This is a genomic window from Mesorhizobium sp. M0761, assembly GCF_040320205.1.
Lineage (GTDB): Bacteria > Pseudomonadota > Alphaproteobacteria > Rhizobiales > Rhizobiaceae > Mesorhizobium.
Map to the genome: position 1 here is coordinate 30169 of NZ_JAMYPF010000028.1, position 23335 is coordinate 53503.

The following is a 23335-nucleotide window of genomic DNA, read 5'->3' on the forward strand; positions in this document are numbered from 1 at the left end:
GTTCAGGACACACAATCGCATATGAGTCGCCTCGATAATTTCATCAGCAGGATGACCGCGCAGCGCGACATTCTCAATCGAATCTGCCCCGAGGTGGCGAAGATGGAGGGGCTTGTGCTTGAACTCGGCCTCGGCAATGGCCGGACATTCCACCATCTGCGCGAGCTTCTGCCCGGGCGCCGGATCGTGGTGTTCGACCGCGAAGTTGGCGCGCACACTAGCTCAATTCCCGAAGCTGAAAACCTCGTGCTCGGCGAAATACGCGAGACGGGCCGCAAGTTCATTGGCATCGAAGCCGCCCTTGTTCATGCCGACATTGGCACCGGCTATGACGATCGCGATGCAGTGACCGCTACCTGGCTTCCCGATCTGATTGCGAGCCTGCTTCGCGTCGGCGGCTTCGCGGTCAGTGGCACGCCGCTCGATCACCCGCTGCTGCAACAGCTCCCGGCGCCCACTTCGGAGCCCGCCGACCGTTATTTCCTCTGCAGGCGCGTGTGAGCGGCAGAGAACTCTTCAGGGGATCGTATAAACCGCAATCTCCCGCTCGATGCCGCGCAGCGAGACCTCGTGCGGCACGGGCGTCAGCGCGTTCCTGTGCAACAGATCGGCGGTGAGATTATCGTCGACCACCGCACGCGTGGCGAAGATCGCCTGTGCGTTGGCGAGGTTCTGGACCCGCGAAGCAATGTTGACCGTCTGGCCGAAATAATCCTGCCGCTCGTTCATGGACACGGCTATGCAGGGGCCGGCGTGAACACCGATCTTGAGCAGAAGGTCCTCGCGCCCGCTTTTGTCATTTAGGGCCCGCATGGCGTCGCGCATCCGCAGCGCCGCGGCAATCGCACGGTCAGGCGTCGCGAAGGTCGCCATCACCGCATCGCCGATCGTCTTCACAACCGCGCCTGCCTCCGCCGCGACGATCTCGTGCAGAACCTGGAAATGCTCGCGCACGAGATCGAAGGCTGAAAGATCGCCCACCCGCTCGTAAAGCTCGGTCGATCCGCGCAGATCGGTGAACAGGAAGGTCAGGCTGGTGATCTTCAGGCGCTGGTTGATGTCGAGCGTATCCGTGCGATAGAGATCCCGGAACGTCTGGTTGGTGAGCAGGCGCTTGGCGGTCACGAAGGGCCGGCGCTTGCCCAGGAAATCATGCAATACCGGGCAGGCGATGAAGACCGTCGGCAGCACGCGCGTGTCGGTCCTGTTTTCCAGCGAAATGCGCAATGGGCCGGGTTGCATCTCCAGCGTCTGGCTCTGGACATGGTCGCGGTCGAAGGCCAGAGAGAGGTTTCGCCGCTCTTTTGCCGGTTCGCCCTTCGCGTCGATGAACTGGGCCGAATGCGTGACCGGCTCGAAGACGATGATGAATTGGGGCGGAAGCTGGATGTGCAGAACCGCCTTTTCACCGGGCGCAAGCTCGATATCTTCCAGCGAGAACGCTTCCATCTTTTCCGCCAGATCCTCGTCCGGCAGATCGGCCCCGGACGCCCAGTAGATCTGGCGGTAATATTCCACCAACGGCAGTTCGTGTGGATTGTGGGCGGCAATCCTGCGCACACGGGGACTGACGGTGAATGTCACCTCGACCATCTCGTCGAGGGTCGGAGAATAGCCCTGGGAGCACAGCGCGCAGGTGTATTCGTCCTTCTGCATGGTTTTCAGCGTGGCGTTGGTGTCGAGCACGCCGCCACAGCCGGGGCACAGAACATTCCAGGAAATGTCGAAGATGCCCACCCGCGCCGCATGGAGAAAGGCGCTTATGGTGCGTTCCTCGTCGAGGCCATGCTTGCTGGCGAAGGCGAGCGCATTGATGCGGCAAAGTTCGCGGTCCTTGCCCTCGGCGATGGTTTGCCGGATTGCGTCGATTGCCTGCGGATCGACATCGGTCGATTGCCGCAGAAGCGAGAACAGATCCTGAGCTTCGGTCATCGTGCAGGCTCCGGAAATTGCGCCGCTAGAGCATGATGCCGAAAAGTGTGAAGCGGTTTTCGGACGACATCATGCTCTATTTCCTGATTTAGAGGCGGATTCAGATTTCAGGTCGGACAGACCTGAAATCATCCGGCTCTAGGCGTGTTGGCCGGACCGATCTTCGACCCGAACGCTCCATCATACTGCGAAACGGACCGTACGGCCATTCGAATGGACAAGCCTGGTGACAGGTCAATTTCCATTTGTTGAATTCCAAACTATGATAGCCCATGGGGCATTCATCTCTGGGGTTTTCTCCATGCCGACACGCGACAACCCGCCATTTCCGGCGGCCCTTCGCCTTTTCTCGGCGGGGGTCATCATCGTCCTGATCGTTGGGGCCGGCCTGTTTTTCGCGCCTGCGCTGGTCAAGCCGCGCTGGCCCTGGGCCGTCACGCCGTTCAATGCCCGCTTCCTCGGCGGCTTCTACACCGCCGAAATGGCAGTGATGGCGGCGCTGCTGGTCTGGAATCGCTGGTCGCCCGGCAGGCTTGTGCTGGTCATGGCCTTCATCTTCACCGTCATCGTGTCGGCGGCTTCGTTCATCAACCTTGGCTATTTCAACTTCGAGCGCAAAGCCCCCTGGCTATGGTTTCTGGTCTATCTTGCGTCGGCCGCTGTATCCGCGCTGTTCCTGTGGCGGGCAAGGGCCCTCCCTTCTGCAAAAGGCGTGATCTTAAACCCCGCATGGCGCGCCTACCTACCGGTGGAGATGGCGATCCTCGGGCTCTACGGCGTCGGCCTGTTGCTGTTTCCCCTGACATTCGGTGGCTTCTGGCCGTGGCCGATCGATGCCTTCCACGCCCAGGTCTACAGCGCCATCTTCCTGGCGGGTGCCGGCGGCACCTATCTCGTCTGGAGAAGTGCGCCGCGTGAGGAACTGCTGGTGCTCGGCCTGGCGCAGTTTCTGGTTGGCCTGCTTGCCGTCCTTGGCCTCGTCATCACCGATGCTGCCGTGCACCGGATCGACTGGACGGCGGCCGGGACATTGTGCTGGCTTGCCCTTTTCGGCTGGATCGGCATCAGCGGTATCCTCAAACTCTGCGCCGCCCCCCGGCATTTTGCCGCGCAATCGGCATAGGTCGCAGAGACGGCTGGATTTTCAGGTGACGTCCGGTGCATCGTGCCGGGCATATTGCCTCTGTCCTTTGTCCTGACGCAATTCCGGACGGAAAACCGCTCACACTTTTCCTGGAATTGCTGTAGCCGGAAAAGCCATGACCAGCACGCCACCCCTAGAGAAAATCCAGCCGCAGCTCCGGGCCGTCCGGCCAAGCGATGCCGAGGCGCTGTGCGCTATCTTCAATATGCCGGGGTTCCGCTGGGGCACGCTCAGGATGCCGTTCGAGATGGTGGAGCAGGTGCAGCGGCGCATCGCCAAGTCCGGCCCGGAAACCACCTGGATCGTTGCCGAGTTGGACGGCAAGGTTGTCGGCCATGGCAGCCTGGTCGCGCAGGGTTCGCCGCGCCGCTCGCATATCGGCGAGATCAATATCGGCCTCGACGATGGCTTTGTCGGCAGGGGCATCGGCTCTGCCATCCTTGGCGCGCTGCTTGACGTGGCCGACAATTGGCGCGCCCTGAAGCGGGTCGAATTGAGCGTCTATGCCGACAACGAACCGGCCATCCGTCTCTACACAAGCCACGGCTTCGAGGTCGAGGGACGGCATGTGAAGGCCGGTTTTACCGACGGGCAATACCACGACCTCCTGAGCATGGCCCGGCTGCGGTTCTGATGACCACCGTCCCTGCCCTTGCCCCTCCGGTGGACATTTTGGCCGTGCTGTCGCTGCTCTGCCCGGAGGTCGTGCGTGACATCGAGCAGAACTGGAATGCACCGGTTTCCGATTATGCCCGCCATCTGTGGCGGCCGGTGGCAAGGCCTGGATCGGCCCCGTCGATTGCTGCCCGCTCGATCCTGCGCGACGTCCTGCAGCAGCGCCTCGGTGCGATCATGCAGCCCGAAGCGATCGGCAAGGCCCTCGACGAATTCGACCACAGACCGGTTATCCAGTCCGGCCTGCACTGCCTGCTTCTGATGGATCGCATCACCTTCGATGCCCTGCTGCTTGCCTGGCTCGGCGCGGTCGAAAACGGGCTGTCGGCTTTTTTCGGCTTCATGGGAACGACCATGACCATGGAGACAACCGGCCGGGAGGGGCCGGGATGGCTGGATGTCGGCGACGACAAGGTCAATTTGTTTGGCATGGGCCGCCACAAACTGTGCCGCAAAAGCGCCTGCGCGGCCGGTCCCGTCGCCCTCAACGGGCGCGCGCTCGAAACCGTGGGCAATGAGACGGATGCCAGAAGCTGGCTCGGCACGCTGCTTGCCAGCCAGGACAAGGTATTTGCAACAGCCGCCGATGCGCTGACAGAACTCAACGAGCATCTGGTCGCCGATTGGGATCGTTCCGGCATGGCCCGGCCGGTTTTCATCGATGATAGGCTGGCCGCGACTGTCGTGGCGCGGCATCTGGAAGATGAAGGCAGTCTTCTTTCCAGGCTGCTCCTCGAGCCCGCAAGGCGCCGGCGTCTCGACCATGCCTTGCAAGAAGCCGCATCGGGCCCATTTGGCAGGTTCCTGCCCAATGCCACGGCCTATTTCTGGGGCATCCGCGAGCAGCGCGTGCGCAAGCTCGTCCTCGAGAACGGGCGGCTGATCGAGCCTGACAGGCCGCATGGTCTTTCCATCCCGTTCGAGCGGCCGCATCTCCAGCAGGCACTGCTGGACGGCATGCTTTTGCCGGACTTGTTCCTGATGTTCCTTGCCCTTGCCATATTGCCGCGCGTGCGGGTTGTGGGCGGCCTGAGACAGATTGGCTATGTCGCGCTTTTTCACTCGATCCTGCTGGCTGCGCTTGATGAAAACGCGCCAGAAGAGCGCGATCTGGCCGCCGAGCTGCAGGTTCGGGAAAATGCCTGGGGCATGCGGGTCATCGATGAACAAATCTCGGTCCGCGAGCAGCTTGCCGGACTGCCGGAAGGGGCGCTGTTCCCGGACCTGCTGCGGCAATACCGGTTGCGGACATTTGCCGAGACGACCGACGACCTGAAACCGGTTCGCGAAAACCCCCGATGGCGCAAGATCGGCCGGGCCTCACGCCTCTGACCCGGCCGGGCTTTAGCCCGTCATTGCACCACACCGGCCTTGCGGAGCCCCTCGACCATGAGTTCGAAATCGGCAGGGTTCTTGTAAGGCAAGACCTTGCGGCGGTGTTCCAGCGAATAGGCGGGATTGACGCGAAGCAGGTCCTGCCATGCCGCATGGGCCTGCTCCAAACGGCCCAGATGGCCGTAGCATGCCGCCAGAAGCGCACGCGAGACGTCGGTGACAGCGTTGCGAGCCAGCCGTTGCAGCACGAGGTCGACGGCCTCTTCGTACCTTCCCAGTTGAAACGATGCCAAAGCCTGGAAGTGCAGAAGCACATCCGGAAAGTATGGATTCAAGGTCTTTCCCCGGGCGAAACTCTCTAGTGCCTCCGCGGGTCTACCCGAATAATACAGCGCCTCGCCGCGGGCGACGTGCGCTTCGGCGAAGTTCGGATTGAGAGCTATCGCGCGCTCGACCTCGCCGATGGCTTCATCGTGCCGCCGTGTGTAAAGCTTGGCCGATGCCAGCGCCCAGTGCGCCCAGGGATCGCTGTCATCCAGCGTTACCGCTCGCGTTGCTGCCTCTTCCGCTTGCGCCATCGAGTCCGACGCACCCCACCTGTTGAGGTAATCGAGCCCGTACGTGAGGGCTAGGAAAGCGTGGGCAGAGGCAAATTTCGGGTCCAGTTCGATGGCCCGCTGCAAGAGCTCGCGGGCCGCGACGTTCGTGTCCTTCGTCAGCCGGTGCCACAGCTCCCGGCCCCGCAGGAAACAGTCATACGCCTCCGGGTTGCGCTGGTGTTCGGGCGCCAGCCGCAGACGGTCATCCTCGGTCAGATTGAGCGCCAGCGCACCGACGATGTGCTGCGTCACGTCATCCTGCACGGCGAATATGTCGGTCAGATCGCGATCGAACCGCTCCGCCCAAAGATGGCCGCCTGAGATTGCATCGATGAGCTGCGCGGTGATGCGTACCTTGTTCCCCGACTTGCGTACGCTGCCTTCAAGGACATAGCGCACGCCGAGCTTCGTGCCGACATCCTGCACATGGACGTTCTGGCCCTTGAAGATGAAGGACGAATTGCGAGCGATGACGAAGAGCTGTGACAGTTTGGACAGCGCCGTGATGATGTCTTCGGAGATGCCGTCGGCGAAGTAGTCCTGTTCGGCATCACCGCTCATATTGGCGAACGGCAGCACGGCGATCGACAGTTTCGGCGGCGTTGCCGCAGCCGGAGGGCTCGTCGGGGTTTGCGAGGTCGCGGCCACCTTGGCCCCGGCGCCGACTTGCAGCGAATACACTCGGATCGGCTCGGCGATGTTCTTGAGCTGTGTGCTGCCGAGATCGCTGACCGAGAGGTCAAGCCTGGCCTTGACCTGGCGATAGGCATCCTCGGACAGGCAGATGGCGCCGGGCGCCGCAACGCCCTCCAGACGCGAGGCGATGTTGACGCCGTCACCCATCAGGTCGCCATCGCTCTCTTCGACCACGTCGCCCAGATGGATGCCTATCCTGAACTCGATGCGGCGCTCCTGCGGTACGCCGGCATTGCGCTCAACCATACCGTTTTGAATCTCAACGGCGCAGCGCACGGCATCGACCACACTGCGAAACTCAACCAGTGCCCCATCTCCGGTACGCTTGATAACCCGCCCGTGGTGCACTGCAATGATCGGATCGATCAGGTCGCTGCGCAGTGCCCGCAACCGCGCCAAGGTACGATCTTCGTCCGCGCTCGCGAGCCGGCTGTATCCGACCACATCTGCAGCCAGGATTGCGGCCAGCTTACGGTTCTCGCTCATGGGTCGCCTCCTCATCTCCATCATAGCAGGAAGACGGCGGGACGAGGGAATTTTCGCAAATCACGGCCACGCAGCCGCCCGTATCGGCAGTGCTCCACCGCCGAACCCAGACCGATGCCCATTTGCGCTGCCGCTTGCCGGTTGACGACTATCGGTTCATCCTTGTGAATACCCCGGCCGTGACGAGCGTGGCGAGATCACGCGTCATGGCCCAAGGTCAAAGAGATAGAGCATGATGTCGTCCGAAAACCGCTTCACACTCTTCGGCATCATGCTCTGGTGAGGTGTCCATGAACTGCTCGGGCTGCGGTTTCGAGATCGAGGGCGGTTACGCCTTCTGTCCGAAGTGTGGCCGCCGCCAGCCCGTGCCATGCGCCAGTTGCGGCTACGCCTGCGCACCTGATTTCGAGTTCTGTCCTAAATGTGGGGCAAGCGTCGGTGCGTCCGCAAAAGCTGCCGAACGGCCTGCTCCGACACCAAGCCGCACCATTGCGCAGCCCTCTCGAGCTCCATCGCCGAACATCGAAAGCGAAGAGGGGCCGCATTCCGTCTCCGACGCCGATCGACGAACGGTAACGGTGCTGTTCGCCGATCTCTGCGGCTTCACGACACTCAGCGAGCAGCTCGACCCCGAGGTCATGCAGGCGCTGCAGAACGAACTGTTCAAGGAATTGACGGCGGCCGTGCAAGGCTTTGGTGGTTTCGTCGACAAATTCATCGGCGACGCTCTGCTCGCCTTGTTCGGTGCGCCGGTCGCGCATGAGGACGATCCGGAACGTGCGCTTCGAGCCGCTCTCGACATGATCGCCCGGACGGCGCGGCTCGGTGAAAGCACCCGCCACTCCGGCTCGCCGCTGCTGCTCCACATAGGCATAAACACGGGTCCGGTCGTTACTGGCGGATTGGGCATCGGCACCGCCAAATCCTATTCGGTGACCGGCGACACGGTGAATACGGCGCAACGCCTGCAATCGCTGGCTGCACCGGGTGAGGTGCTGGTGGGCGAACTCACGCACAGGCTGACCCGGCATGCCTTCTCGTACGAGTCGCTGGGCGATGTCGTCTTTCGCGGCAAGGCTGGCAGTGTGCTCGTCCACCGACTGGATGCACCGCTTGCGGCGCCGCGTGCAGCGCGCGGGCTCGAGGCGCTCGGCCTCAGTGCGCCCATAATAGGTCGTGATGCGGAGCTCAACAGAATGCTGGCGAGCCTTGACTTGGCGTGCGGCGGCTCGGCCCAGCTTGTCCGCCTCGTCGGCGAAGCCGGTATCGGGAAGTCGCGGTTGGTGAAGGAGTTCGTCGCCCGCGTCGGCGACGAGGATCGTTTTCGCAACGTCGCCGTGCGGCAGGCCACGTGCTCACCGCTGGGTGAACAATCATTTGGCGCCCTGGGTGCAGTGGTGCGCAGCGCTGCCGGGATGATGCAAAACGACAATGGGGACGAAATGCGGGGCAAGCTCGCAGCCTTGCTTGCCGATCTCGGCCTGCAGGGCGAGGAGGCGAAGCGGCTGATGCCTTTGCTCTACCATGTGCTTGGCCTCGGCGACCCCGATGCCACCTTGCAGCATGTCGAGCCCGAGCAGCTGCGGCGGCAAATTCTCTACGCGGTCCGCACAATCATGGAACGGCGGCTTGCGTTGTCGCCGCTATTGATTGTCGTCGAAGACCTGCACTGGGCCGACTCCGTCTCGCTCGAGGCACTGCGTTTCGTGATGGACAGACTGGAACGCACGCGGCTGATGTTGCTGGTCACGCATCGTCCGGCGTCGGACAACGACCAACTCGACTCAAGTCGGGTCAGCCACACAGCGCTCAGGCTTTCGCCGCTCGACAGCGATGACGGACGCCGCCTGGTGGCGGCGCTTTTCGGCGAGAGCTGGGTAAACGCCGCAGGAGGGCTTCTCGACCAGATCCTCGAGCGCGCGGGCGGCAACCCGCTTTTCTTGGAGGAGATCGTTCGCGGCCTTATCGATCGCGGTGTATTGGTGCGCGAGGGCCAGCAATGGCGGACCGTGGCAGGCGAAGTCGCAACCGGCATCCCCGCCACGATCCAGGCAATGTTGCTTGCTCGCGTCGACCGGCTGCCGCAAGAGGTGCGCCGGTTGGCCCAGGAAGCCGCGGTAATCGGCCCGCGCTTCGATGCCACGCTTCTGAAAGCCGTGGCAGCCGACCCCGGCCGACTGGAAGCGGGCTGCGAACTGCTTTGCGATGCGGAAATCATCGAGGAAGTTGCCGGATCAGGCTCGGTCTCGTCGCAAAGCTACCGCTTTACGCAAACATTGCTGCAGGACGTGATCTACCAGAATCTGCTCCTGCAACGCCGGACCGACATCCACCGCCGGGTAGGTGCCGCCCTGGAGCAACTGTGCGGCGACAAGCCGGAACGGTTCGAGGATCTGGCCGTGCTCGGTCATCATTTCGCTCAGAGCGCCGAGCGGGAGAGGGGCGCGCATTACCTGCAGGCGGCGGGAGATCGCGCTCGCATGATATACGCCAATGACGACGCCCTTCGTTTCTACGAGCGAGCACTGACTGCGTTGGGCGCGATCGGGCAAACACCGCTCAAACTGGCAATTGCAGAGCGCATTGCCGATTTGAGCGGCCCGGCAGGCCGCCGCGAGATTGCACACCGCCACTACGAGGCGGTGCTGCAGGCCTATCGCGAGTCAGCCGATCGTGTCGCGGCGGCGCGCGTTTTGCGCAAGATCGGTCGGCTGTTTTGGGACGTGGGCAAGCGGGACGACGCGGAATCGCGCTACGCTGAAGCGGCAGCGCTCCTCGATGGAGCGGATGCCCCGATCGAGCAGGCGCATCTCTGGCAAGAACGTGGCCGACAGGCGTTCCGCAGCGGAGATCACACTCTCGCGGCAAAATGGGCAGACGCGGCGCTGGATTGCGTACGCTCTCTGACAACGGAACATGTCTCCGATGATGCCACCCTCGTGACCGCCGAGGCACTTAATACCAAGGCTGTTGCGCTGGCTCGCCTTGGGCGAAACCATGAAGCCGTGCGTGAGGTTGAGCGCAGCATTGAATTGGCCGAAGCCGCCGGTCTGCTGGGCGCGGCCTGCCGCGGCTACACCAATCTCGGGGTGCTCTACACGACCATCGATCCGGCGAAGGCGATGGAGGTCTGTCGGCGCGGTCTTGAAGTGGCGCGCCGTATTGGCGATTTGGGTTTCCAGGCGCGCCTCCTCGCCAATCTGGCGGTAGCTTGTTGTACTTTCACGGATCGCTGTCCAACGGAGGGCGTGCCTGCTGCCGAGAAGGCCATCGAGATTGACCGGGCGCTCGACCAGCGCGAGCACCTGCCAGTGCCGTTGATCGTGCTTGGGCAGATCCACCAGTGCAACGGCCATCCGGAACTGGCGATCGGCTTGTTCCACGAAGCACTGGAGGTAGCCCGCGAAACGGGCGAGCCCCAACTGCTGTTTCCGTGCTATGATGGACTCGCAACGCTTAATCTCGACCTCGACAATCTGGCCGAGGCCGAACGCTACTTTTCCCTGGCGCAGGGTATATGCGCCCAGCACGGGCTCGACCCGGAAGCGCTTGTGGTGCTGCCTTTTCTCGACTAGCCGGGATAGGGGGTTGGACATGTCCGCGCCTAGTGGATTGATACCGCTTCAACCGGGCGACCGGGCGCCGAACCTGATACTCGACGCCATTACCCAGGAAGGCAAGATTGCGCTTGACGACTTTCGCGGGCAAAAACCGGTGCTGGTCGGCCTGTTTCGAGGTCTGCATTGTGCGTTTTGCCGGCGCCACATCGCCGCTCAGGCGCGTCTCGATCCGGAGCTGCGCGAAAAGGGCGTGGAGAGCCTGACGGTGGTCAACACGCCGATCGAACGGGCGCGGCTCTATTTCCGCTACCATCCAATGCCGAACCTGCTTGCGGCGTCGGACCCGGAACGCGCTTCACATCGTGCTTTTGGACTGCCCAATCTCGAATTCACCGAGAACGAGACGAACTGGCCGTACAAGGTCGCGATGGCAGCGGCACAGGACATGCGGGTCGACATACCTGGCGAATTGCCCGGTCCCATGGATCCGATGACAGCCGCCGCAATCCTCGACAAGAAGGACAACTACGAACTGACCGAAGCCGACGAGCAGATGATGGCCACGGGACACGGACAACTGGTTGGTCAGTTCCTGCTGGACCGGCAGGGGATCGTCCGCTGGAGCTTCACGGAGGTCCCGGAGGGTGGGCGATACATGTTTGGCGCCCCAAACCCGAAGGAGCTGATGTCAGCCGTGTCGCAAGTCGCCCAATAATGAACTGACAAGTTCACCGTTTATCCGAGCACGGCCTCGACAGTGGCGACAAAGTCATCGAGCGAGCGGTCGCCGCGAATCTCGATGCGCGGAAGGTCGATGAGATCGCTATGGAGGTCCGCCGGCCCGTGCCTGCGGCCGAAGCCTACTCGATAGCCGCACTCCCTGGCCAGCCGGCCAAGCCGTCGGTCGGTGACGGAGAAGGGTGCCGCGAACGCCGTGGTTGGACGGCCGGTCCAGCGTTCGATGAACAGACGAGAGCGCAGGAGCTCGGCGGCCAGGTCAGCGCTCGACAGACCATCGATGGCGCGATGCGTCGCCATGTGGCTGCCGAAGAAGGCGCCTTCGGCAGCGAGGCGTCGCACCGTCCCGGCGCCCATAAGCGGCGTCGGCGGACCGATGTCGGTGTCCCACTTTGCACTTTCGCCCACCAGGTCCGTCACCAGGAACACTTCCGCGGTCAGGTCGTTGGCGCGCAAGATCGGCCAGGCATGGTCGGCGAAGTTCTGGAAGCCGTCATCGAAGGTGATGAGCACCGGGCGGCCGACGAAAGGCTGACGGTTGGTGATGAACTGCTCCAACTGCTCGGAGCCAATGGCGTGAAAGCCATTGGCGCGCAGCCATGCCATCTGGCTGGCGAATGCGGCGGGCGTGAGCCGAAAGCGAGCGAGCGCGGCCGGACCTTCATCGGCAACGCCGTGATACATGAGGACAGGGATATGCCGGCGCTGCTCGTTACGTGCGACGTCGCGGCGCAAGGCTCGCGCCCCACCCCAGACGATATTTCGCGCGACGCCGATTTCGATGGGCGCGCGGATCGGCACATGATCGATCACCGGGTCCGTCGCCACATCGCCCGACGACAGGCGGCGGAAGCGATCTATGCGGTAGAGCTCGGTCTGGATCGATTGCTCGAGGACGAGGCCTTCGGTCGCCGCCAGCGTCTCGGAGATCGACTGGGCACCGAATGTATTCCAGTCGAAGCCGGTCTTTTCGACATTGTCACGCAGCACGAATGCGTGTGCGCTGATGATGCTGCCGCCAGGCGCCAACGCCTGGGCGAATTTCCTGGCGATGCGCCGTAGCTCGGCGAGGTCATCGAGGTAGTAGAGCACTTCCGAGCAGACGATCAGATCCATCTTACCCGGCAGCGTGTCGGCAGCGAAATCGAGTACCCCGAACTCGACATTCGGCTGATCGGTGCATCGCACGCGGGCCCGCCCGACGGCTATGGCGGAGATGTCGGTTGCGGTCAAATGGCCGACGCGAGGCGCCAGCTGCCGCGTGAAATGACCCTCCGCACAGGCCAACTCAAGCGCCCGCCCGATGGAACCGGGAGGCAGAATTTCGAGCTGGCGCTCATATTTTTCCTGCTCATAGGACGAACCGTAGTTCCAGGGATCTTCGGTCGCGAAATAGCTGTTCCAGAACGCCGTGCGATCCTTGTCGTGCTTGTCCGCGACCCGTGCGCGGCGCGGCGCAACAGGCTCTGACGGTTCAGCGCTCGACCGAACCAGGTCATGCGCCTGTGCGGCCAATTGCGCGAGTTTGCCGAAATGGCTGTCCGGATCGGGCTCGCTTCCCGCCATGGCAAACGATGCCTCGGCTGCAGGCGTGTTTGACGTGGTCGCGCCGGCGCCCTTTTGCGGTGCAGGCGATCCTCCCGCAAGCCGCTCAGCAGGCACTACATCCAGGATCAATTCAATCCAATGATCGCTCGTCACAGTCCCGAGTGCACCGAACTGCACGACAGCCTCGATCCGGCCATCCAGCATCAGATGGGCATAAATCTGATCGATGCCTTCCGGCAGTTCGGTCGCGGTCGGGTTGCGAGCGTCGACGCGAACTCCGAGCGTTCGCGCCAGCCTGCGCGGCGTGGCAAGATCGTCGGGTTCGAGAAGCATTTGCTCAAGCTGGTACTGGACGCGGCGAGCCGCTGCGGGATTGTCCCAGACCGTGCCCAGTCCGATGATCAACGCTGTGATGGCACCGCCGAAGCTGTCCCACCGGGCAGCCAGTTGCCCCGGCACCGAAAGGCTTCCTGCCACAAGGCCATCGAAGATCACCTTGGCGATCTCACGCGCCCACTTGCGTCCCGCCGGGAGCGCGCGCAGGGGCTGCGGGTCTATCGAGCGCGAGCCTGAGCCGCATTCGGACGCGGCGTTCCGCAACGCCAGCCAAGCAAGCGCTTCGGATGCGGTGCCGCCGTTCGCCGAACTGGAAACCAAGGGATTATGCGCCACGCCGTCTTACCTGCGCCTGGTTCTGAGGGAGAACAAGTGTCCCGCAACGCGCTTACATCGCCGGTCTGGAAAAAGCAAAAGGCGCCCCGAAAGGCGCCTCTTCATCGCTTGATTCCCCCTAGAGGAAACTGGAGCGGGTGAAGCGATTCGAACGCTCGACCCCAACCTTGGCAAGGTTGTGCTCTACCCCTGAGCTACACCCGCTCACACGGCCCTCGGGGCCGCAAGCCGGGCCTATATGGCTGAAGAGCGCGGCGATTGCAACAGGGAAATGACGGGCTTTTTGGTCGCGGCAAATCGCTTGGCGGAACCTTGTCGGCCACGCGGGTGGTTCATCGACTTCCCGCATGACGGTCTTGTCTCGGCGGCATCATTGGCCGTAAACGGCTTTGCCGCGCGCCGATACAGGGGAAGACCACCAATGCCGAAGACCGAAGCCGAGCTTTTCGCCTTTCTTGCCGATCTCGGCATATCAGTGTCGACCGTGCGCCATCCGCCGCTCTATACGGTGGCCGATTCGCAGTCGCTGCGCGGCGAGATACCGGGCGGGCACACGAAAAATCTGTTTCTCAAGGACAAGAAGGACAATTTCTTCCTGGTCAGCGTCGGCGAGGAGGCGGTCGTCGACCTGAAGCAGATCCACACGATCATCGGCGCCGCCGGCCGGGTGTCGTTCGGCAAGCCGGAGATGCTGATGGAGCTGCTCGGTGTCATTCCGGGCGCGGTCACCGTGTTCGGGCTGATCAACGACACCGAAAGACGGGTCAAGGTGGTGCTCGACCAGGATTTGATGGCACATGCGACAGTCAACGCGCATCCGCTGACCAATGAGGCGACGACGTCGATCGCGTCCGCCGACCTCATCAGATTCGTCGAGGCAACCGGACATGATGCTGCTATCTTGAAAGTCTCGGCTTGATCGCCACATGGATGGCGAAAACTGACCTCTAGTTAAGGACGTCGCGCTGCTCCGCTGGGCGCGATCGGAAGGGCGACGACATGAGCGACAACAACAATCCGTTTGGCGGCCAATTCGGCGGCAATTCTGGCCAGTACACCACGTCCGTGCAATATGGCGGCGCCGAGCCGGCCAAGTCGGCACTTGGCCCGACACCCGGCGCAGCACCTGCCGCTGGCGAGCTGATCAAGGACACCACGACCGCCACTTTCGCCGCCGACGTCATCCAGGAATCGCGCAAACAGCCGGTACTGGTCGATTTCTGGGCGCCGTGGTGCGGGCCCTGCAAGCAGCTCACGCCGCTTCTGGAAAAGGCGATCAAGGCCGCCGGCGGCAAGGTCAAGCTGGTCAAGATGAACATTGACGATCATCCCTCGATCGCCGGCCAGCTCGGCATCCAATCGATCCCGGCGGTCATCGCCTTCAAGGACGGCCAGCCTGTCGACGGCTTCATGGGCGCCATCCCCGAGAGCCAGATCGCCGAGTTCATCACCAAGGTCGGCGGCAAGGGCAATGGCGCGCCGCCCGTCGCCGAAGCACTGGCCGCGGCGGCGGAAGCGCATGCGGCGGGCGATGCGCAGACCGCAGCCGACATTTACGACGCCATCCTGGCGCAGGCGCCGGAGACGATCGAGGCGATTGCCGGGCTGGGCGAGCTTCTGTTCGAGGCCGGCGACAGCGACGGCGCCGAGGCGCTGCTGGCAACGGCGCCGGAGGCCAAGAAGAATGCGCCGGCACTTGCCGCGCTGCGTGCCAAGATGACGCTGGCTGCGGAAGCGGCAGCACTTGGCAATCCAGCTGAATTCGAGCAGCGACTGGCCGCCAATCCCGGCGACCACCAGGCGCGTTTCGACCTCGCCATGATCCAGAACGCCAAGGGCGAGCGCCATGCGGCGGCCGACAATCTTCTGGCGATTATAAAAGCCGACCGGACGTGGAACGAGGACGGCGCCAGGGCGCAGTTGCTGAAACTGTTCGAGGCCTGGGGCATGACCGACGAGGCGACGCTGGCGGCACGGCGCAAATTGTCGTCGCTGCTGTTTTCCTGAGCCGTTTGCCGGCCAAATTGCCGGGGCGTGGCTGTCGGGCCTTGCGGTCGGCGGCCGCCGCGCCAGATTAGGCCGATAACATCGCGCCCGAAGCGGGTCGGAGGAGTGAAGGTGCAGGTCGGAAACGCATTTTACCGGGTCGGCAAGGATCTGCCGGCAACCATTCCGGTGTTTCCGCTTGCCGGCGCGCTGCTGCTGCCGGGCGGGCGCATGCCGCTCAACATCTTCGAGCCGCGCTATCTGCAGATGGTGGATGAGGCGATCGCCGGCGCGCGGCTGATCGGCATCGTCCAGCCCAGCCTCAATGGCGCGTTGCGCGCCGACGGCGAGCCGGAACTGTGCAATGTCGGCTGCGCCGGGCGCATCATCTCGATGGCCGAGAGCGGCGACGGCCGCTATCTGATTTCGCTGCAGGGCGTCTGCCGTTTCCGCATCACCAGCGAATTGCCGGTGAAGACGCCTTTCCGGCAATGCAAGCTGGCGCCGTTCCTCACCGATCTTGCCGAAGACCAGGCGGCAAGCGAGGTCGACCGGCCGGCGCTGTTGAAAGCGTTTCGCGCCTATCTGCAGGCCAACGATCTCGAAGCCGATTGGGAAAGCGTCAGCCGCGCCGAGAACACCATGCTGGTCAATGCGCTGTCGATGATGGCGCCCTACGGACCGGCCGAGAAACAGGCGCTGCTGGAGGCGCCCGACCTGAAAGCCCGCGCGGAGACGCTGATCGCCATCACCGAAATGGCGCTGGCGCGCGAGAATGAGGACTTTGGCTCCAGCCTGCAATAAGGGCTGAGCCGATGGCTGAAGGGGGATCCAATGGCTGCGGATGGGCGTGACGGCAAGTCGGTCAATGTCGATCCAAAATTGCTGGAGCTGCTGGCCTGCCCGCTGACCAAGGGGCCGCTGGCCTGGGACCCGGTGCGCGGCGAGTTGATCTCGCGGATCGCCAAGCTCGCTTATCCCGTGCGCGACGGCATCCCGATCATGCTGCCCTCGGAGGCGCGGACGATTTCGGCGGAAGACGTGCTGTCGCCGCCGCGATTGGGTGGGCCGGGCTGAGGGACCAGGGGTGGTTCAAACGGACCTCAGCCTAAGAAGCCATTCTGTTGGCGATCCTTCGCGCCCCCCTCTGCCCTTGCCGGCATTAATGTCATGGGCTCCCGACCGCCCTGCACTTGCCCTACTGAAAATTCCGCCCCTTGGGCATGACCCTTTCAGCTTTGTCCGAGAGGGTGGCAATGTCGGGCCGGGCAGCCGGCGTCATCTCTTCCAGCAGCACCGTCAGCCACGGTGTCAAATCCTCGATCTTTTCGGCGACGATGTGGATGACGTCGGATTCCGACTGCAGCTTGCCGGTGACCTTGACGAAGCGCGCGCCCATGACGATGGGCCGGAAACGGGTAAAGGTCCGCTCCCAGAAAATGACGTTGGCGACGGCCTTGTCGTCTTCTAGCGTCAGGAAGATCGCATTGCCCTTGCCGGGCCGCTGCCGCACCAGCACCAGGCCGGCGACCGAGACCCGCCTGCCGTCGCGCACCGAGCCGAGATTGGCATTGGGAATGACGCCGGCGCGGTCGAGCCGCTCGCGCAGAAAGGCGACCGGATGCGCCTTCAGCGACAGGCCGAGCGCGCGGTAGTCGTGGATGACGTGCTCGCCGAGCGGCATTGTCGGCAGTTTTGTCTCGGGCTCGAGTTCGCGCAGCCGGATCGCCGGCTGGTCGAACAGCGGCAGCCGTTCGGCGGCGCTCTTGCCATCCAGCGCGCGCACCGCCCACAAGGCTTCACGACGATCGAGGCCGAGTGAGCGGAAGGCGTCAGCCTGCGCCAGTCTTTCGATTTCGCCGACATCGAGGCCCGAGCGCAGCCAGACATCCCTGACGCTTGTATAGCCGGCGCCGCGCCGCGCGGTGAAAGCTTCCATACGCTTCTCGGCCAAGCCCTTGATCTGACGGAAGCCAAGCCGGACGGCGTACCGGGTCTTGATGACACCGCGCATTTCGGCATGGCGCGCCAGGATGCGGCCCGGATCGAATTGGGCTTTCTCCAGGGTGCAGTCCCAGTCGGAAAAATTGACGTCGACGTCGCGGATGTCGACGCCATGGTCGCGCGCGTCGCGCACCAGCTGGGCCGGCTGGTAAAACCCCATCGGCTGCGAATTCAGGATCGCGGCGCAGAACACGTCGGGATAAAAGGTCTTGAACCAGCAGGAGGCATAGACGAGCAAAGCGAAGGAGGCGGCGTGGCTTTCGGGAAAGCCGTATTCGCCGAAGCCTTCGATCTGCTTGAAGCAGCGCTCGGCGAAGTCCTTGGTGTATCCCTTGCCGACCATGCCGTCGATCATGCGCTGGCGGTAATTGCCGATGGTGCCGGTGCGCTTGAAGGTGGCCATGGCGCGGCGTAGTTCGTCGGCTTCGCCGGGTTTGAAACCACCGGCGACGATTGCAATATTCATCGCCTGTTCCTGAAACAGCGGCACGCCGAGTGTCTTCTTGAGAATAGCCTCCAGCTCTGGCTTTTGATATTCAGCCGCTTCCTTGCCCTGCCGACGGCGCAGATAGGGGTGCACCATGTCGCCCTGGATCGGGCCGGGCCGCACGATCGCCACCTCGATGACCAGGTCGTAGAATTCGCGCGGGCTTAGACGCGGCAGCATCGACATCTGCGCGCGCGATTCGATCTGGAAGACGCCGAGCGTGTCGGCGCGGCAGATCATGTCGTACACGTCGTTCTCTTCCGGCGGCAGGGTGGCCAGCACATAGGGTCGGCCGTAATCATCCCGGGCCTTCGGATAATGGTCGGTGAGCAAGGTGAAGGCGCGCTTCAGGCAGGTCAGCATGCCAAGCGCTAGAATATCCACCTTCAGGATCTTCACCGCGTCGAGATCGTCCTTATCCCACTCGACCATCTTGCGCGCCTCCATCGCCGTCTTGACGATGGGGACGATCTCGTCGAGCCGGTCGCGGGTAATGACGAAGCCGCCGACATGCTGCGACAGATGCCGGGGAAAGCCCATGATCTCGTTGGCGTGGGCGATCACGTGACGGGTCGAGGTCTCGTTGCGGTCGAGGCCGCCGGCATGCGCCTCCTTCTCGCCGAGCTCCGAGGTCGACCAGCCCCAGATCGAACTGGAGAGCGCAATGCGGACATCGTCCGACAGGCCCATGGCCTTGGCCACCTCGCGCAGCGCCCAGCGGCCGCGATAGCTGATGACGGCGGCAGCCAGCGCGGTGCGCTTGGCGCTGTATTTGGAGTAGATGTACTGGATCACCTCCTCACGCCGCTCATGCTCGAAATCGACGTCGATGTCGGGCGGCTCGTTGCGCTCCTCGGAAATGAAGCGCTCGAACAACGTGTCGATGCGCTCGGGGCCGACCTCGGTGATGCCGATGCAGTAGCAGACGATCGAGTTGGCGGCCGAGCCTCTGCCCTGGCACAGAATGCCCTCATTGCGGGCGAACTGGACGATGTCGTAAACGGTCAGGAAATAGCGCGCATAATTCAGACGCTCGATCAGAGCGAGCTCCTCACTGATGCGCTGCAAGACGGAAGCGGGGACGCCCGCCGGATAGCGCGTGGCGGCCCCCTCCCTGGCCAGACGCTCTAGCTCGGCCTGCGGCCCAAGCCCTGATTGCGTCGGCTCGTCGGGATAATTGTACTGGAGGTCGCTGAGCGAGAAGGTCAGTTCGCCGGCAAAGCGCAGCGTCTCGGCCAGCGCCGGTGGATGGCGGCGGAAGAGACGGGCCATTTCCAGCGGCGGCTTCAGATGGCGCTCGGCGTTGGCCGTCAGCTCCAGCCCGACCTCGGCGACCGGCAAATTGAGGCGGATGGCGGTGAGCACATCTTGCAGCGAGCGGCGCTCGGCGCTGTGATAAAGCACGTCGTTGGTCGCCATCAGCGGCACGCCGGCGATGTCCGCCATGCCCGCCGCCTGCTCGATGCGGAAACGGTCATTGCCGCGATAATCCGGCGCCATGCCTAGCCGCAAATTAGCGCCGAAACGGTCTTTCAGTTGACGGACCAATGCCAGGGGATCGTCGGCATTCGCCGAGAGATCCGGCAGCACCGCCAGCGACAGCAGGTCGCCCCATTCGAGCAGGTCGCTGCGCTGGAGAAGGGTCGCGCCCTTCTCGTTTTCATCGCGCAAATTGGCTTGCGTCAGCATGCGGCAGAGATGGCCCCAGCCCTTGCGGTTCTGCGGATAGGCGAGAATGTCCGGCGTGCCGTCGCCGAACACCAGGCGGCAACCGGGGTGATAGGCGAGCTTCTCGACCTTGGCCTGCTGCCAGGCGCGCACGACGCCGGCCACCGTGTTGCGGTCTGCCAGTCCGATCGAGGAAAAGTCGAGGAATTTGGCCGCCACCACCAGCTCCTCCGGCTTGGAGGCGCCGCGCAGGAAGGAGAAGTTCGACTGGATGCCGAATTCCGCATAGGGGATGACGGTCAGCGCGTTCATGCGAAGACCCCATGCATGAACCAGCGCGGCGGCACCTGCGGGTTGCCATAGAGGCCTTGCCGGTAGAGCCAGTAGCGGCGGCCGTCGGCATCCTCGATCCGGAAATAGTCACGCGTCGATGTGAGCGGATCGCTTGACGTTTCACGCCACCATTCCGGCGCGATGCGTTCCGGCCCCTCGGCGCGCGCGACCCGGTAGAGCGCGCGGCGCCAGCGGAAATTCATCGGCGGACCCTCAGGCATTTCGGTGGCCGGCACCTCGATCGGCTCGGGCGAACGGAACAGCCGGATCGGCCGTTCCGGCGGGAAGATGGTTGCGCGCGGCGCGTCTTTCGAGCCCGGCTTCCTGAGCGGTGTTTTGCGTTGTGGCGCTTCCGAGAACGGGATGGTGGCGATGGCGCGCTCCGGCAGATGGCTCTCGAGGGCGACCGGTTTCAGCACCGCACTGTCGCCGAGCCTGGCGCGGATGCGGTCGGCAAAGAGTGCCATGTCGGCGCCGTCATCCTCGGTCTCGCCGGTCAAATCGGCCTGCTGCATGTCGAAGCCGGCGGCCGCCAGCACCGAAAGCCGCACCAGGTCGAAGCCGTAGCCGGCATCGATGTCCTGTTCGAGCGCGGCCAGCCGCTCATGGAACAGGCGCTGGATAAGCTTGGGTTCGCGCAACGGTCGCGAGGTACCGACAGCGATGCGGCTGACGGCGCCGTCGACGCGAAACAAAAGCAGCGCCAGCATCCTTGCGCCCTCGCCGCGGCGTTCGAGATCGGCCTTCAGCGTCACCGCCAGCAAGAGCACCAGCCGTTCGATCTCGGCGGTCAGCACGACCGGCTCGGCCAGGTGGCGTTCGACCGAAAGCGGGGCCACCGGCAGGCGCGGCGATACCGCCTCGTCGAGGCGGCCGAGCGCCTGGTCAAGACGCAACAGCAAGGTCGCGCCGAAACGGCGGGCGAGCGGCGCTCGCGGCGCTGCCATGACCGCGCCGGCGGTGCGCAGACCGACGCTTTCCAGGCTGGCGCGGATATCGGCCTCGATGCGCAGTGCGGCCAGCGGCAAGGGGGCGAGCAGCGCTTCCTCCTCGCCGGAGACAACGATGCGGTCGCCGCAAAAGCGCGCTGCCGCCCAGGCTGCACCCGGCGTCGCGGCCAACCCGGCGCGGACATCGAAACCCTGCTGGAAAAACCGCGCAAGGATGTCGTCCAGCATGGCGCGCTCGCCGCCGAACAGGTGGGTACAGCCGGTGACGTCGAGATAAAGCCCGTCGACGCCGTCAAGCGCCACCAGCGGCGTATAGCGGTCGCACCAGTCGGCGAGGCCTTCGAGCAGCCGGCGGTCGGCCTCCGGATCGGCCTCGACAATGTCGATCGAGGGATGCATGGCACGGGCGTCGGCAATGCCCATGCCAGGCTTCAGATGCAGCGCCTCAGCCCGCTCGTCGAGGGCCGATATGCGCTGGGCGTTGCGGTCGCGATGGCTGATCACGAGCGGGAAATGATCCGAAGGCCGGGAACGCCACGACCGTCCCAGGCGCTGGCGCAGGATCCGTTCGGCCGCCAGATGCGGGAACCACAGCGACAGAATTCTCTGGCCGTTTTTCGCGGGGCTTTCTTTCTTCGAATGCGTGTTCATCGGGGTTCCACTCCAGTGTGAATTGTCCAGGCAGAGCGGTGCGGCTCTTGCCGATGCTGACGGTGAAGGCAGGGTGGCCGATCGACCCGGCAAGCGGCCCGGCGATCGTCCGGCGCGATGTCGCTGGTGCAGCCGACACGATGAGGCGCACCGGGGCGGCGGTCGGCTCGGCTTCGCCGGCCTGGCGCAGCAGGAATACCGGCCGGCCGGCGTTTTGGGCGCGCGCGTGCAGCCGGCGCGTCGCGGTGAGGTCGAGCCGCTGCGGGCTGCCACGGATTTCGAGGATGATTGCGGCGAGCGCCGTCATCTTGGCGGCCTCCTCGGCTACCCACAGCGCATCGGTGAGTTTCGGCGCCTCGGAAAACAGCAACTGCTCCGGTGCGATACCGAACATGCCCTGCAATCCCCTGGCATAGGGAAAGCCGGCCTCGCGAAAAATCTCCGACGTGCCGATCCACAGCACGGGCAAGGGCTGGCCCTTGAGGATCAGGCTGACAAGCGACAGCACAAAGCCTGCGACGGCCCCGGCATTGCGGGTCTCAAGGCCATGGATTTCGCTCAAGGCGGCTTTCGGAAGGCCGCCGCTGAGGGCCGCATCGAGGCGTTCGATGCCGGTGGCCAGGAAAGCATCCGGCAAAGCTGCGGCAAGCCCGCGCCGGATGATGGTAACATCGGAATCGGGTTCAGGCGCGGCGTGGAGACAGCCCTCAGCACGCGCACGAGGTCGCTCGCCGGCCGGCACGGCCAGGCGCTCGGGCAGCGTTCCCTCGATCTTCGCGATCTGGCGGCGCAGGGCAAAAACAGTCTCCCGCGCCACGGCTGATGTCGCCATGACGGTCAATTTCTCTCATAATTGTTCCTGTTATGTTCCTATAGATTCCAGAGGGTGCCGAAAGAGTCAAGCGGAGTCAGAAGGAATTTATTCCTTGATCAAAGGTGGCGAGGCCAACCTTGGACTTTGGTCGCAGCCATTCGGCGCAAAGAAACAGTCATCGGCCAGGTACCCGTCCATTTGCCGAGTCCGGAGGGAAAGCCTATATGCCGGGATCAAAGGACAAAGCATGGCCCGCATCTACAAGACCCGCACCTGGCACGATGAACTCTCGCCCTCGATCGAGGAGATGGAGTTTCTGGCGCTGGAGGCGTACGCGCATCTGCCCGACGATTTCCGCAAGCTGACCGGCGAGATCGTCATCATGATCGCCGAATTCCCGACCGACGAGATCATGGACGATCTGTCGCTGGAGACGCCGTTCGACCTGCTCGGCCTGTTCGAGGGCCGCGGCATCGCCGAGCGCTGGAACCCGCAGACCGGCGAAGGCCCGAACCGCATCACCCTCTACCGCCGCGCCATCCTCGACTACTGGGCCGAGAACGAAGAGACGCTGGGCGACATCGTCACCCACGTGCTGATCCACGAGATCGGCCACCATTTCGGCCTGTCGGATGATGATATGGAGAAAATCGAAGAGGCGGCGGAGTGAGGCTGCGCCGATATTCAGGTGAAGCCGGCCTGCGAACGGCAGCTTCCTGCGCTTCCGGTGCAAGCGTACTTTAAGTACGCTCCGCTCCGGTTCTCGGAAACCACTGTTCTCGGCTCGGCCTGACCTGAATCTCGACACAGCCTGCGTCCGTGCCTGGCAAAGCCTACCAGTCGCTCAGCTTGGTATCCGGCCCGTATTCCTGGCCGTCGATATCCTTCACCACCGCCTGGCCGCAGCGCATCGATTTGGTCTTCTTGTCGTAGGCGTAGGTCGGCGAGCCGTACAGGTGCCAGCCCTTGTTCAGCGCCGCGGTCACCTTGTGGCAGAAGGTTGAATCGTCGGGGGCGGACAAAAAGCGGTAAAGTCTCATGGGTCAGATCCTGTCGT

Annotated in this window: 18 protein-coding genes and 1 tRNA gene; 11 read left to right on the plus strand and 8 right to left on the minus strand. The window is 63.7% G+C overall.

The genetic code is table 11. The features are described from left to right. Positions 1 to 21: 21 nt before the first annotated feature. Complete coding sequence (locus NKI32_RS29420) at positions 22 to 501, plus strand: class I SAM-dependent methyltransferase (protein ID WP_023831901.1); 480 nt, start codon at positions 22 to 24, stop codon at positions 499 to 501. Between the two features lie 15 nt (positions 502 to 516). Here NKI32_RS29420 and NKI32_RS29425 read toward each other — a convergent pair whose 3' ends face one another. Then, positions 517 to 1932, minus strand: coding sequence for an adenylate/guanylate cyclase domain-containing protein (locus NKI32_RS29425; RefSeq protein ID WP_023685078.1), 1416 nt, complete (start codon positions 1930 to 1932; stop codon positions 517 to 519). Positions 1933 to 2233: 301 nt separating this feature from the next. Here NKI32_RS29425 and NKI32_RS29430 point away from each other — a divergent pair, with 301 nt between their 5' ends. The 3 genes from NKI32_RS29430 to NKI32_RS29440 all read left to right on the plus strand — a co-directional run bounded on the left by NKI32_RS29430 (position 2234) and on the right by NKI32_RS29440 (position 5083). Then, positions 2234 to 3055 (plus strand): hypothetical protein, encoded by an 822-nt coding sequence (locus NKI32_RS29430; RefSeq protein ID WP_353004838.1) that lies wholly within the window; start codon positions 2234 to 2236, stop codon positions 3053 to 3055. A 136-nt stretch (positions 3056 to 3191) separates the two neighbouring features. Further along, the gene (locus tag NKI32_RS29435) at positions 3192 to 3710 is read left to right on the plus strand and encodes a GNAT family N-acetyltransferase (RefSeq protein WP_353004840.1); all 519 of its coding nucleotides are present in this window, start codon (positions 3192 to 3194) and stop codon (positions 3708 to 3710) included. Then, entirely contained in the window at positions 3710 to 5083 is a 1374-nt protein-coding gene (locus tag NKI32_RS29440; RefSeq protein WP_353004842.1) for a hypothetical protein, read from the plus strand. Before NKI32_RS29435 ends, NKI32_RS29440 begins: the two co-directional genes overlap by 1 nt. Before the next feature lie 20 nt (positions 5084 to 5103). On the opposite strand, the gene NKI32_RS29445 is transcribed toward NKI32_RS29440, so the two are convergent. Then, positions 5104 to 6867: an adenylate/guanylate cyclase domain-containing protein gene (locus tag NKI32_RS29445; RefSeq protein WP_353004844.1), complete on the minus strand. Its 1764-nt coding sequence runs from the start codon at positions 6865 to 6867 to the stop codon at positions 5104 to 5106. Between the two features lie 290 nt (positions 6868 to 7157). On the opposite strand from NKI32_RS29445, the gene NKI32_RS29450 reads away from it, so the two are divergent. Both NKI32_RS29450 and NKI32_RS29455 read left to right on the plus strand, forming a co-directional pair. Beyond that, positions 7158 to 10442: an adenylate/guanylate cyclase domain-containing protein gene (locus NKI32_RS29450; protein WP_023672128.1), complete on the plus strand. Its 3285-nt coding sequence runs from the start codon at positions 7158 to 7160 to the stop codon at positions 10440 to 10442. Between the two features lie 19 nt (positions 10443 to 10461). After that, positions 10462 to 11142, plus strand: coding sequence for a redoxin domain-containing protein (locus NKI32_RS29455; protein WP_352513604.1), 681 nt, complete (start codon positions 10462 to 10464; stop codon positions 11140 to 11142). Between the two features lie 20 nt (positions 11143 to 11162). On the opposite strand, the gene NKI32_RS29460 is transcribed toward NKI32_RS29455, so the two are convergent. Further along, complete coding sequence (locus NKI32_RS29460) at positions 11163 to 13385, minus strand: SAM-dependent methyltransferase (protein WP_353004848.1); 2223 nt, start codon at positions 13383 to 13385, stop codon at positions 11163 to 11165. A gap of 129 nt (positions 13386 to 13514) precedes the next feature. Continuing rightward, a tRNA-Gly gene (locus NKI32_RS29465) sits at positions 13515 to 13589 on the minus strand. Positions 13590 to 13806: 217 nt separating this feature from the next. Here NKI32_RS29465 and NKI32_RS29470 point away from each other — a divergent pair. The 4 genes from NKI32_RS29470 (at position 13807) to NKI32_RS29485 (ending at position 16448) form a co-directional block, all read left to right on the plus strand. Beyond that, positions 13807 to 14304 (plus strand): prolyl-tRNA synthetase associated domain-containing protein, encoded by a 498-nt coding sequence (locus NKI32_RS29470; RefSeq protein WP_023710270.1) that lies wholly within the window; start codon positions 13807 to 13809, stop codon positions 14302 to 14304. An 80-nt stretch (positions 14305 to 14384) separates the two neighbouring features. Next, complete coding sequence (gene trxA / locus NKI32_RS29475; protein WP_023698125.1) at positions 14385 to 15392, plus strand: thioredoxin; 1008 nt, start codon at positions 14385 to 14387, stop codon at positions 15390 to 15392. Positions 15393 to 15503: 111 nt separating this feature from the next. Then, positions 15504 to 16175 carry an LON peptidase substrate-binding domain-containing protein gene (locus tag NKI32_RS29480; RefSeq protein ID WP_353004850.1) on the plus strand — a complete coding sequence of 224 codons (672 nt, stop codon included), beginning with the start codon at positions 15504 to 15506 and terminating at the stop codon, positions 16173 to 16175. A 30-nt stretch (positions 16176 to 16205) separates the two neighbouring features. Further along, positions 16206 to 16448, plus strand: coding sequence for a Trm112 family protein (locus NKI32_RS29485; RefSeq protein ID WP_023687636.1), 243 nt, complete (start codon positions 16206 to 16208; stop codon positions 16446 to 16448). A 121-nt stretch (positions 16449 to 16569) separates the two neighbouring features. Here the strand turns inward: NKI32_RS29485 and NKI32_RS29490 are convergent, their stop codons facing one another. Genes NKI32_RS29490 through NKI32_RS29500 form a run of 3 tightly spaced genes read right to left on the minus strand, consistent with a single transcriptional unit; the run spans position 16570 to position 22296 of the window. Then, entirely contained in the window at positions 16570 to 19842 is a 3273-nt protein-coding gene (locus tag NKI32_RS29490) for an error-prone DNA polymerase (protein ID WP_353004851.1), read from the minus strand. Next, a complete protein-coding gene (locus NKI32_RS29495; protein ID WP_353004853.1) occupies positions 19839 to 21317 on the minus strand; it encodes a DUF6504 family protein in 1479 nt (492 codons plus the stop codon). The genes NKI32_RS29490 and NKI32_RS29495 overlap by 4 nt, the downstream gene beginning before the upstream one ends. Next, on the minus strand, positions 21259 to 22296 hold the full coding sequence (locus NKI32_RS29500; RefSeq protein WP_352839063.1) for an ImuA family protein: 1038 nt from the start codon (positions 22294 to 22296) through the stop codon (positions 21259 to 21261). Before NKI32_RS29500 ends, NKI32_RS29495 begins: the two co-directional genes overlap by 59 nt. A gap of 229 nt (positions 22297 to 22525) precedes the next feature. Between NKI32_RS29500 and NKI32_RS29505 the strand changes: the two genes are divergently transcribed. Next, entirely contained in the window at positions 22526 to 22948 is a 423-nt protein-coding gene (locus NKI32_RS29505; protein ID WP_023702572.1) for a metallopeptidase family protein, read from the plus strand. A 163-nt stretch (positions 22949 to 23111) separates the two neighbouring features. Here NKI32_RS29505 and NKI32_RS29510 read toward each other — a convergent pair whose 3' ends face one another. Continuing rightward, on the minus strand, positions 23112 to 23318 hold the full coding sequence (locus NKI32_RS29510; RefSeq protein WP_023673921.1) for a DUF1737 domain-containing protein: 207 nt from the start codon (positions 23316 to 23318) through the stop codon (positions 23112 to 23114). Between the last annotated feature and the right edge of the window lie 17 nt (positions 23319 to 23335).

What these genes read in the sequence shown, in the direction of transcription:
- NKI32_RS29420 (WP_023831901.1), top strand. Translation starts at nt 22, where the DNA reads ATGAGTCGCCTCGATAATTTCATCAGCAGGATGACCGCGCAGCGCGAC.
- NKI32_RS29425 (WP_023685078.1), bottom strand. Translation starts at nt 1,932, where the DNA reads ATGACCGAAGCTCAGGATCTGTTCTCGCTTCTGCGGCAATCGACCGAT.
- NKI32_RS29430 (WP_353004838.1), top strand. Translation starts at nt 2,234, where the DNA reads ATGCCGACACGCGACAACCCGCCATTTCCGGCGGCCCTTCGCCTTTTC.
- NKI32_RS29435 (WP_353004840.1), top strand. Translation starts at nt 3,192, where the DNA reads ATGACCAGCACGCCACCCCTAGAGAAAATCCAGCCGCAGCTCCGGGCC.
- NKI32_RS29440 (WP_353004842.1), top strand. Translation starts at nt 3,710, where the DNA reads ATGACCACCGTCCCTGCCCTTGCCCCTCCGGTGGACATTTTGGCCGTG.
- NKI32_RS29445 (WP_353004844.1), bottom strand. Translation starts at nt 6,867, where the DNA reads ATGAGCGAGAACCGTAAGCTGGCCGCAATCCTGGCTGCAGATGTGGTC.
- NKI32_RS29450 (WP_023672128.1), top strand. Translation starts at nt 7,158, where the DNA reads ATGAACTGCTCGGGCTGCGGTTTCGAGATCGAGGGCGGTTACGCCTTC.
- NKI32_RS29455 (WP_352513604.1), top strand. Translation starts at nt 10,462, where the DNA reads ATGTCCGCGCCTAGTGGATTGATACCGCTTCAACCGGGCGACCGGGCG.
- NKI32_RS29470 (WP_023710270.1), top strand. Translation starts at nt 13,807, where the DNA reads ATGCCGAAGACCGAAGCCGAGCTTTTCGCCTTTCTTGCCGATCTCGGC.
- trxA (WP_023698125.1), top strand. Translation starts at nt 14,385, where the DNA reads ATGAGCGACAACAACAATCCGTTTGGCGGCCAATTCGGCGGCAATTCT.
- NKI32_RS29485 (WP_023687636.1), top strand. Translation starts at nt 16,206, where the DNA reads ATGGCTGCGGATGGGCGTGACGGCAAGTCGGTCAATGTCGATCCAAAA.
- NKI32_RS29490 (WP_353004851.1), bottom strand. Translation starts at nt 19,842, where the DNA reads ATGAACGCGCTGACCGTCATCCCCTATGCGGAATTCGGCATCCAGTCG.
- NKI32_RS29500 (WP_352839063.1), bottom strand. Translation starts at nt 22,296, where the DNA reads ATGGCGACATCAGCCGTGGCGCGGGAGACTGTTTTTGCCCTGCGCCGC.
- NKI32_RS29505 (WP_023702572.1), top strand. Translation starts at nt 22,526, where the DNA reads ATGGCCCGCATCTACAAGACCCGCACCTGGCACGATGAACTCTCGCCC.
- NKI32_RS29510 (WP_023673921.1), bottom strand. Translation starts at nt 23,318, where the DNA reads ATGAGACTTTACCGCTTTTTGTCCGCCCCCGACGATTCAACCTTCTGC.